Source organism: Xenorhabdus kozodoii (genome assembly GCF_002632875.1).
Classification (GTDB): Bacteria; Pseudomonadota; Gammaproteobacteria; order Enterobacterales; family Enterobacteriaceae; genus Xenorhabdus; species Xenorhabdus kozodoii.
This window is the reverse complement of the sequence record NZ_NJCX01000012.1, coordinates 61363-71335: the sequence shown is the minus strand read 5'-3', so window position 1 is coordinate 71335 and position 9973 is coordinate 61363. Positions and strand designations below refer to the sequence as shown.

Genomic DNA, 9973 nt, shown 5'->3' with positions numbered 1-9973 from the left:
CAGAAATTCGGTGGTGCGGTAGTTCAGTTGGTTAGAATACCGGCCTGTCACGCCGGGGGTCGCGGGTTCGAGTCCCGTCCGCACCGCCACCGTATTTAGATAGAACCCTGAGAGATATCTCTCAGGGTTTTTTCTGTTGCCTGCCTACAGATTATTGCTTATCCTCATTATTTATTCTAATTTCATATTGATGAAATTCTTCTATCTTTTTCCTTTCTGGTAGACCATAGATCTGAAAGTTTCATCCAGTCTGTAAGTGAGTTTATTCTATTATCGTAATGGTAGGAAATTTCTTTCTTAGAAAGGATATTTTTTGATATTTATCAAATATATTAATATTTATTTTTTTAATATTAAATAAATCCGGCCATTTTAATGCTTAATGAAGAATTATTTTACTAACATAGTATGCTGTTAATATATGGTTATGCAACCATGCCGACTTTTTAAGCGCTAGAGATTGAAATCAATTATCAAGATGTCATATTAGACGAGATAAAGATATTGAAGTAAGTTGGGGGAAACTTGATCAGGCATAATTATCTAAGAAAAAACTGGGCAAAAAAAGATTACATCCAAAAAAATTTTGCCATGAGATATGTTGCAGGGCAGCCTGTAGAACGAATTCTCCCGACCTCTAAGCAATTACTTGAGGATGCATTGCTACCACGCGGGGAACCGCTCCTTGCCCATAATCGTGAGCTTTCTGTTGTCATCTGGAATATCTACAAGCAGCAGCGTCCATCATGGCAACATGTTTTGGCTTCTTTAATTGAGAAAAGTGACCTTGTCTTGCTGCAAGAAGCACAAACGACACCAGCTTTCTTGCAATGTATTACTGACAGCGGCTTGGTCGCGGATCAGGTTCCTGCGTTTGCGCTTCCCCAACACCCATCCGGTGTGATGACATTGGCATCATCTTCACCGGTTTATTGCTGCCCGCTTCGTGAGAAAGAGCCAATACTCAGGCTATCTAAGTCATCATTAATTACGATTTACCCATTGCCAGACGAACGCCAATTGATGGTGATAAATGTACACGCCATTAACTTTAGTCTTGGGGGGGACGTTTATAGTCGCCAATTAAATAACATTGGTATTCATATAAATTTGCATAATGGCCCTGTTATTTTTGCTGGGGATTTTAATGCGTGGAGCCGGCAAAGGTTAAAAATATTGGAACGTTTCGTTCATCGTATGCATTTGAAAGAAGTGTATTTTAATGATGATCATAGAACAATTGTTTTTGGCAAACCGTTAGATTTTGTTTTTTATCGAGAATTAAAAGTTTCCCGTGCAACGGTTGTCATGACAGGAGCTTCTGATCATAATCCTTTGATGGTGAAATTTTCTTTGTGATGATTTTTCTTTACCGTGATAACTGATGGATAAGGTAGCGGGAAAAGATAAAAAAGCGTCGGAGAGATTACCGACGCTTTTTGAAACGGGACTCATTAACTTACTGAGCAGAAGAGCGTTTTGCTGATAGTTTCTTCTTCACACCGAAGAAATAGGCCAGAGTCAGAATGATTACCCAACTTAACCCAATATAGAGTGCATCTCGTGTTTGCTCAAAATAGCCTAGCAGTACGATGACGCTGACCATAAAGACGAGCGTGATTACAGGTGCAATTGGCCACATCGGAATAGGAAATTTCAGTGTCTTGACCTCTTCCGCACTCATTTGGCGACGCATGGCAATTTGCGAAACTAAAATCATCAGCCATACCCAGACAGTGGCAAATGTGGCCACAGACGCAATCAGAATGAAGATCTCTTCAGGGATCAGGTAATTTAGCACCACGCCAAGTAACAGAACCGAAGTCATGACAAGTACCGTCATCCATGGCACACCATTGCGCGTCAATTTCTTGAATGATTCGGGCGCTTGTCCTTCCTGAGCCATACCATACATCATTCTGCCCGCGCCAAAAATATCACTGTTGATCGCGGAAATAGCCGCGGTGATCACGACCACATTCAGAATATTGGCGGCTGAATTAATTCCCAAATTAGAAAAAATCTGTACAAACGGGCTTCCATTCTGACCAATTTGATTCCATGGATAGATACTCATCAGGATACACAGAGTCAAAACATAGAAGATCAAAATACGAAATGGAACAGCATTAATTGCTTGAGGTATCGTTTTTTCTGGGTTTTTGGCTTCACTGGCAGTGATACCAATGACTTCTATGCCACCAAACGCGAACATCACAATGGCGAATGAAGCTATTACCCCACTGATACCATTTGGCATAAAACCGCCATGCTCCCATAAATTGGACAGGCCGGTTGCATGCTCAGTTGCTTGCCCGAAACCGTAGAACATAATGGCAAGGCCACCGAGGATCATGGCAATAATGGCTGTAACTTTAACGATTGAAAGCCAGAATTCCATTTCACCAAAGATCCTTACGTGACAAAGGTTCAAGGCACCAATAAAACAGACAATCCCCAGAACCCAAATCCATTGTTCAACATGTGGGAACCAGAGCTTCATATATGTGCCGAATGCGGTAATATCAGCCAGGCAAACAAACAGCATTTCAAGAACATAGATCCAGCCAGTTAAAAAACCGGCCAAAGGCCCCAGATAATGGCTGGCATATTGTGAAAAAGAACCGGAAACGGGATGGTGGACAGCCATTTCGCCCAGTGCTCTCATCACGATAAATACGGCAGCACCGCCGATCAAATAGGCCAGTAATACAGCGGGGCCAGCTTGGTGTATCGCTGCGGCTGAGCCATAAAACAGCCCGGTGCCTATTGCAGAGCCCAAAGCCATAAAGCGGATATGCCGCACGCTTAGGCCCTGTTTAAGCTGATTTTCATTATTTTGCATTCGTTATTCCCATCTATCCTTTCATGCCTGAGAGTATTTAGGCATACGATGCTCTGCCTGGCGTGAGATGCCAGCAAAAGCAACCTAGTACCATATCATAAAGAGGGATGTTCGCGGGATAGATATCTGTAATAATAACGGGCAGTTTATATAAACCAGAGTTTTTTTATGATTTACCCAATAAATGAGATCTTCCAAACTTTACAGGGAGAAGGCGTGTTTACCGGTGTACCTTCGGTTTTCATTCGACTACAAGGATGTCCGATAGGGTGTAGCTGGTGCGATACCAAGCATACATGGGAAAAAGAGACTGATAAACAGCGGCCGATGGAAAATATCTTGCTGAAATCGCAAGACAGTGAGCTGTGGGGCGTTGCTACGGCAAAACAATTGCTGAATATATTCACTCGTCAAGGCTACAGTGCGAATCATATTGTCATTACTGGGGGAGAACCGTGCTTATATGATTTACGTCCTTTGACTGAAACACTGGAAAGTGAAGGCTATCAATGCCAGATAGAAACGAGTGGCACACATGTGATTCAATGCTCTGACAAAACTTGGGTGACAGTCTCTCCAAAAGTGAAAATGCGCGGAGGTTATCATGTCTTGCCTGAGGCGATTAAACGCGCCAATGAGATTAAACATCCCGTCGGGCGGCAGCGCGATATCGAAGCATTGGATGAATTATTGACGATGCTTGATGGAAATTCTACTCCGGTTATTGCCTTACAGCCGATCAGTCAGAAAGAAGAGGCAACCCGCCTGTGCATCGAAACGTGTATTGCCCGTAATTGGCGTTTTTCGATGCAAACCCATAAATACTTAAATATCGCCTAAATCTTATTCAGCACCAGGCTCTGGTGCTGAATCCTTATTCGCCCCGATAAATACAACCAGCGCTACAGGTTTCTTTAACCATAACAGCGCTGAGCTGAGGCAACGTTAATGTTAACTTTTCCCAGATCCACTTGGCTAAGACTTCGCTGGTTGGATTTTCAAGCCCTGGAATCTCATTGAGATAGTGGTGATCAAGCTGTTCCCAGATAGGTTTAAAGACAGCTTTTACATCGGCAAAATCCATGAGCCAGCCACTGAAAGGATCGACTTCTCCGGTGATCTCCAGACGTACCATAAATGAATGACCATGCAATCGCCCACATTTGTGCCCTTCGGGTACGTGTGGAAGGCGATGTGCTGCTTCGAATTGAAAGTCTTTAAAGATGGTTGTACTCATTGGGCTTTCCCCTGGTTTCAAAAGGCCGGCTATTCTACCTGAACTTTGCGAGCTTAACGTGATTTTTCTGGAAGTAAGAAGCACAGTATTTAACGACTTTACTGATATATTAAATCTGTAAATAAAGTTAGGCGTTTTAGTTATGAGATATTGCGATCCTGTCTTTAAATACAACTTCTACTTTGGGATAACCTTAATCAATTCATGTTTATGATTTCTACACTTTTTACGCATGTTACGCATGTTACGCATGTTACGCATGTTACGCATGTTACGCATGGATATGGGTTACGCATGGATATGGGTTACACATGGATATTGGCTATAAGTAAAGGGCGCTGGGACAATGACCGCAAAACCACCTTCAATCGCATTATTACCTGTTTCTCCGGAACAATTATCACGCTTGCAATCTGCAATTAGCGATTTTTCTCCCCATCAATTAGCTTGGTTGTCTGGCTATTTTTGGGGCATGGTGAATCATCAGCCACAAGCAGAAACCGAGACATTTGCCATTTTTGCACAGGAAACAGTGACTTTGCTTTCCGCATCGCAAACCGGTAATGCCCGTCGCCTGGCTGAACAACTGAAAGACTCACTATTAGCTGAAAATATCAATGTAAACCTGATTAATGCGGGTGACTATAAATTTAAGCAAATTTCCCAAGAACGTGTATTGATTATTATTGCTTCAACACAAGGTGAAGGTGAACCTGCCGAAGAAGCTGTCGCACTCTATAAGTATCTCCATTCCAAAAAAGCGCCATCAATGAAAGAGACGGAATATGCCGTATTTGGTCTTGGTGATACATCGTATGAAAATTTCTGTCAGGCGGGGAAAGATTTTGACCATCGCCTGCATGAGCTTGGTGCCCAGCGCTTGCTGGATCGGGTTGATGCTGATGTCGAGTATCAAAACCAAGCCGACCAATGGCGTCAACAGATCACGAGTATTTTAAAGCAGCGTTTGTCAGTACAGGCAAAATCTGTCACTTCATCTCTCCCCTTAGCACCCGTCAAGGAAACCCAATATACCAAAGAAAGACCCCTGACAGCCTCGCTGTTGGCTAAGCAGAAAATAACGGGGCGTGGATCTGACAAAGATGTCCGCCATATTGAAATTGATTTAGGGGACTCAGGGCTGTGCTATCAGCCAGGGGATGCCCTTGGTGTTTGGTTTGAAAACGATCCGGCTTTAGTCGATGAATTAATCGCCTTGCTTTGGTTGGAAGGTACCGAACCGGTCAATGTGCATGGTAAATCACTCCCATTGCGTGAGGCGTTGCTCAGCCATGTTGAGTTGACCCAAAACACCGGCGTGATTGTTGAGAAATATGCCGCCTTGGCGAAAGATGAAAAACTGTTATCGCTGCTGGCTAATAAACCAGCATTGCAGCAATACGCTCAGGCAACACCTATTGTCGATATGGTCAGGGCAGCGGCTTCACACCCAGAAGCCCAGCAATTTATTGATTTATTGCGGCCACTGACACCGCGACTCTATTCCATCTCCTCTTCACAATCTGAGGTGGAAAACGAAGTTCACGTGACAGTGGGCGTCGTTCGTTATGAGATTGATGGTCGTGCCCGTACTGGCGGAGCATCAGGTTATCTGGCAGATCGTTTGCAGGAAGATGACAATATCCGAGTGTTCATTGAACACAACGACAATTTCCGTTTACCGGCTGATCCGAATACCCCCATCATCATGATTGGGCCTGGAACGGGGGTTGCGCCGTTTAGGGCATTTTTGCAACACCGTGACAATCAGGGGAGTGAAGGTAAAAACTGGTTGTTTTTTGGTAATCCCCATTTCGTTGAAGATTTTCTTTATCAGGTTGAATTCCAGCGCTACGTGAAAGAAGGCTTATTAACCCGCATCGATTTGGCATGGTCAAGGGATCAACCGCATAAAGTCTATGTACAAGACAAACTGCGTGAACAGGGAGGCGAAGTCTGGCGCTGGCTTCAGGATGGTGCGCATCTGTATGTGTGTGGTGATGCAAATCGCATGGCAAAAGACGTAGAACACGCCCTATTGGACATTATTTCACTACAGGGTGGCATGGATGCTGAACAGGCTGACGAATTCTTAAGTGAATTGCGCCTTGAGCGCCGTTATCAGAGAGATGTTTACTAATATGAGCAATGTGAGCAAAGAAAAATCAGGTCCTTTGATCGTTGAAGGCAAACTGGCAGACAGTGAACGTATGAAGCTGGATAGCAATTATCTGCGAGGAACGATCAGCGAAGATTTAAAAAATGGGCTGACAGGTGGATTTGAGGGCGATAATTTCCTTCTTATCCGTTTTCATGGCATGTATCAGCAAGACGATCGTGATATTCGGGCAGAGCGCGCAGAACAAAAACTCGAACCGCGCCATGCTATGATGCTGCGTTGTCGCTTGCCAGGGGGCATTATTACCCCAAAACAGTGGCTGGGTATTGATCGATTTGCGACAGAAAATACGCTGTATGGCAGCATTAGATTGACCAACCGACAGACATTCCAGTTTCATGGGATCTTAAAAAATAACCTTAAACCTGCCCACCAATTGTTGGCACAGATGGGATTAGACTCACTGGCGACTGCCAATGACGTTAACCGTAACGTGCTGTGTACGTCCAATCCGGTGCAATCCGCTTTACATCAACAGGCCTATGAGTGGGCGAAAAAGATATCCGAGCACTTGCTACCCCGTACTAACGCGTATGCTGAGATCTGGTTGGATAAAGAAAAAATCGCAACAACCGATGAAGAACCGATTCTTGGTACGACTTATCTGCCACGTAAATTCAAAACATCGGTGGTGATCCCGCCACAAAATGATGTGGATCTGCATGCCAACGACATGAATTTTGTTGCCATTGCAGACAATAACCAATTAATCGGTTTTAACGTATTGGTGGGGGGTGGATTGGCCATGACCCACGGCGACAAAAAAACCTTTCCACGGTTGGCGAGTGAATTTGGCTTTATTGCATTGGAACACACACTGGCCGTTGCAGAGGCGATAGTGACCACCCAACGCGACTGGGGTAACCGAACTGACCGTAAAAATGCGAAAACCAAATATACCCTTGAACGTATAGGTGTTGAAACCTTCAAACAAGAGGTTGAAAAACGTGCTGGCGTGAAATTTGAAGCCATTCGCCCATATCATTTCACTGGTCGGGGCGATCAAATTGGCTGGTTAAAAGGCATCGATGATCAATGGCATCTGACCCTATTTATTGAAAATGGTCGGTTATTGGATTATCCCAACAAGCCGTTAAAAACAGGGATCGCAGAAATAGCGAAAATCCATCAAGGCGATTTTCGGCTGACTGCCAACCAAAACCTGATTGTGGCGGGGATACCTGAGAGTGAAAAATCACGCATTGAAGACATTGCCCGTGTTCATGGCTTAATTGATGACAGCGTGACGACGTTGCGTCACCACGCTATGGCATGCGTTTCATTTCCTACTTGCCCGTTGGCGATGGCCGAAGCAGAGCGTTTCCTGCCGACTTTTGTTGACCATGTTGATGCGATAATGGCAAAGCATGGCGTGGGTGATGAAGAGATCACACTGCGGGTTACCGGCTGTCCTAATGGATGTGGCAGGGCGATGCTAGCAGAAATTGGGTTGGTGGGTAAGGCGCTTGATCGTTATAACCTGCATCTTGGTGGCAATCGCATTGGCGATCGCATTCCCCGCCTGTACCGGGAAAATATCACATCCGCGGAGATCCTTGAGATACTGGATGAATTCATTGGTCGTTGGACATCGGAACGTCATGTCGATGAGTGTTTCGGTGATTTTCTGATCCGTACCGATATCATCAAGCCAGTGTTGAATTCCGCCGTCGATTTTTATGATTGGCAGGAGGCCGTATGAGCCGCTTAAATTTATCGGCGCTGGTGGCACTGACACCAGCCCAACAAACCACGTTATTGGCGGAAATCAATCAACAACTGGACGTGCGGGATGCCCGTGAACGTGTGAAATGGGCATTGGAACATCTGCCGGGCGAATTTGTGCTCTCCTCTAGTTTTGGTATTCAGGCGGCAGTTTGCCTGCATCTTGTGACACGGGAGTATCCTGATATTCCCGTCGTGCTGACCGATACGGGATACTTATTTCCTGAAACCTATCAATTTATCGATAAGCTGGCTGACAAGCTCAAACTGAACTTGAAAATTTTTCGCGCCGAGCGCTCTCCGGCCTGGCAGGAAGCCCGCTATGGCAAACTGTGGGAACAGGGAATAGAGGGGATTGAGCGTTATAATCAAATCAATAAAGTTGAGCCGATGGCTCGTGCGTTAAAAACGCTGCAAGCACAAAGTTGGTTTGCGGGCTTGCGTCGCCAGCAATCAGAAAGCCGAACCCATTTACCTGTATTGGCCATTCAACGGGACATCTTCAAAATCCTGCCTATTATTGATTGGGACAATCGGCAGGTCCATCAATACCTGACAAAACATGGTCTTGAATATCATCCATTATGGGAGCAGGGCTATCTTTCTGTCGGGGATACGCATACTACTCAAAAATGGGAACCCGGTATGAGCGAAGAACAAACCCGTTTTTTTGGCCTGAAACGCGAATGCGGTTTGCACGAGGGTTAAATAAATTCCTCGTATTGTTTAAGAAGCGTCAGTTTATAATTTTCAGGCTCAGTTTCTCTGGTTGGAATAGTTAATCGATTAACTTGCAACGATTGCCAATAAAAAACTGAGCTGAGTTTGTTGTCTTGAATGCACGATTAAATCCTCTGGTATTTATGATAGGGAAAAATAAAAATCATTCAAAATGACAATGGTTCCTTATGGACGAATTGGGAGTAATTTTATGCTTTTTTTAAGGCATTATTGTTATGTGATTTATGTGGCTATTTTTTATATAAAAATGCTATATTTTAATTCTTAAAATTAGAGTCAGGTCATTTAACGCATTAAAGACCCTTAGTTTCAGGTCGTGATTAATTATTTCTGTAATTTTATGAGGAAATGGGTATGAGGAGTGTTTCAGATGAGTTTGTCGATGGAATGATTGTATTCGATAGTAATGACGGTAAATTAAAGCCTTTTTCATATCAAGAAGAGTACAGAAAGAAAAATTTCGCTGAACTTGAAAAGCAGTTGAGTGAAAATGAAGATCTTTATGTTTTATTAACATTTGAAGAAGCTGTTAAGATAGTAAAAAACGCCTGTGGACCTAATCCAAATTCATCATGGAAAGAAGCGGGTTTTTTATGTTTAGATCTGGCAACATCATTTACAGGAAATATCATTGATGCCTATGGTTTTGGGCAATTGGCATATGAACTCCGCAATAATTTTAGCGTTAAAGTGACTGAGTTTGTTGATAGGTATGGTAATAGAAGCATAAAGTTAACAGGGCGAACAGGTGTTAGGGAGTTTTTGACGGCTGCAAAATATAGTGTAAGTAACTGGAAAATGATAGATATGGGAATAGGAACGCAAGGGATGCAACATGCTGTTATTGATGGCGCCAGAAAAGTTGTTTTTGTGGCCGCTGCTTATAGATTATTAGAGTTGGCGTTTAGAGATGAATATGATATTTATAATTTTTATGGGAATATAACTATGGATGTGGCCAAAACAGCCGTTGGCGTTTTGGCGGGCATTGTAGTTACAGCTACTGCTGGAGTGTTTTTAACTGCGGGGACTTCCGTACTTGCTGTAGCTGCCGTGGCTGTTGGGGTTGGTTTTTTGGTTGGATTTATATTATATCAACTTGATAATAAATATGAGTTAAGTAAATCTCTGATAGACCACATGCGTAAAATGGATCAATTGGCAGCTAAGCATCCGAGACATTGTATTCAACCGTTTGGTTATCCCTGTCAGGAAATAAAATTAAAATGGTAATTTTTCTTTGATG

Annotated in this window: 8 protein-coding genes and 1 tRNA gene; 7 read left to right on the top strand and 2 right to left on the bottom strand. The window is 43.6% G+C overall.

The features are described 5' to 3' along the window. Positions 1–12: 12 nt before the first annotated feature. Together Xkoz_RS09885 and Xkoz_RS09880 are read left to right on the top strand one after the other, a co-directional pair. A tRNA-Asp gene (locus Xkoz_RS09885) sits at positions 13–89 on the top strand. 484 nt (positions 90–573) lie between these two features. Then, positions 574–1359 carry an endonuclease/exonuclease/phosphatase family protein gene (locus tag Xkoz_RS09880; RefSeq protein WP_279627400.1) on the top strand — a complete coding sequence of 262 codons (786 nt, stop codon included), beginning with the start codon at positions 574–576 and terminating at the stop codon, positions 1357–1359. 100 nt (positions 1360–1459) lie between these two features. Here Xkoz_RS09880 and Xkoz_RS09875 read toward each other — a convergent pair whose 3' ends face one another. Continuing rightward, positions 1460–2845 (bottom strand): amino acid permease, encoded by a 1386-nt coding sequence (locus tag Xkoz_RS09875; RefSeq protein WP_099142002.1) that lies wholly within the window; start codon positions 2843–2845, stop codon positions 1460–1462. A 168-nt stretch (positions 2846–3013) separates the two neighbouring features. Here Xkoz_RS09875 and queE point away from each other — a divergent pair, with 168 nt between their 5' ends. Next, positions 3014–3685: a 7-carboxy-7-deazaguanine synthase QueE gene (gene queE / locus Xkoz_RS09870; protein WP_099142001.1), complete on the top strand. Its 672-nt coding sequence runs from the start codon at positions 3014–3016 to the stop codon at positions 3683–3685. 34 nt (positions 3686–3719) lie between these two features. On the opposite strand, the gene queD is transcribed toward queE, so the two are convergent. Continuing rightward, on the bottom strand, positions 3720–4082 hold the full coding sequence (gene queD / locus Xkoz_RS09865; protein ID WP_099142000.1) for a 6-carboxytetrahydropterin synthase QueD: 363 nt from the start codon (positions 4080–4082) through the stop codon (positions 3720–3722). A 346-nt stretch (positions 4083–4428) separates the two neighbouring features. Here queD and cysJ point away from each other — a divergent pair, with 346 nt between their 5' ends. From cysJ to Xkoz_RS09845, 4 genes are all read left to right on the top strand, one after another. Beyond that, entirely contained in the window at positions 4429–6222 is a 1794-nt protein-coding gene (cysJ, locus tag Xkoz_RS09860; RefSeq protein WP_099141999.1) for an NADPH-dependent assimilatory sulfite reductase flavoprotein subunit, read from the top strand. A gap of 1 nt (position 6223) precedes the next feature. Next, complete coding sequence (gene cysI / locus Xkoz_RS09855) at positions 6224–7963, top strand: assimilatory sulfite reductase (NADPH) hemoprotein subunit (protein ID WP_099141998.1); 1740 nt, start codon at positions 6224–6226, stop codon at positions 7961–7963. Continuing rightward, positions 7960–8694 (top strand): phosphoadenylyl-sulfate reductase, encoded by a 735-nt coding sequence (locus Xkoz_RS09850; RefSeq protein WP_099141997.1) that lies wholly within the window; start codon positions 7960–7962, stop codon positions 8692–8694. Before cysI ends, Xkoz_RS09850 begins: the two co-directional genes overlap by 4 nt. A 387-nt stretch (positions 8695–9081) precedes the next feature. Further along, entirely contained in the window at positions 9082–9960 is an 879-nt protein-coding gene (locus Xkoz_RS09845; protein ID WP_099141996.1) for a hypothetical protein, read from the top strand. The last annotated feature ends 13 nt before the right edge of the window (positions 9961–9973 follow it).

Bases quoted from the DNA above. Each gene is read 5' to 3' on its own strand.
- Xkoz_RS09875 (WP_099142002.1), bottom strand. From the start codon at position 2,845: ATGCAAAATAATGAAAATCAGCTTAAACAGGGCCTAAGCGTGCGGCAT.
- queE (WP_099142001.1), top strand. From the start codon at position 3,014: ATGATTTACCCAATAAATGAGATCTTCCAAACTTTACAGGGAGAAGGC.
- queD (WP_099142000.1), bottom strand. From the start codon at position 4,082: ATGAGTACAACCATCTTTAAAGACTTTCAATTCGAAGCAGCACATCGC.
- cysJ (WP_099141999.1), top strand. From the start codon at position 4,429: ATGACCGCAAAACCACCTTCAATCGCATTATTACCTGTTTCTCCGGAA.
- cysI (WP_099141998.1), top strand. From the start codon at position 6,224: ATGAGCAATGTGAGCAAAGAAAAATCAGGTCCTTTGATCGTTGAAGGC.
- Xkoz_RS09850 (WP_099141997.1), top strand. From the start codon at position 7,960: ATGAGCCGCTTAAATTTATCGGCGCTGGTGGCACTGACACCAGCCCAA.
- Xkoz_RS09845 (WP_099141996.1), top strand. From the start codon at position 9,082: ATGAGGAGTGTTTCAGATGAGTTTGTCGATGGAATGATTGTATTCGAT.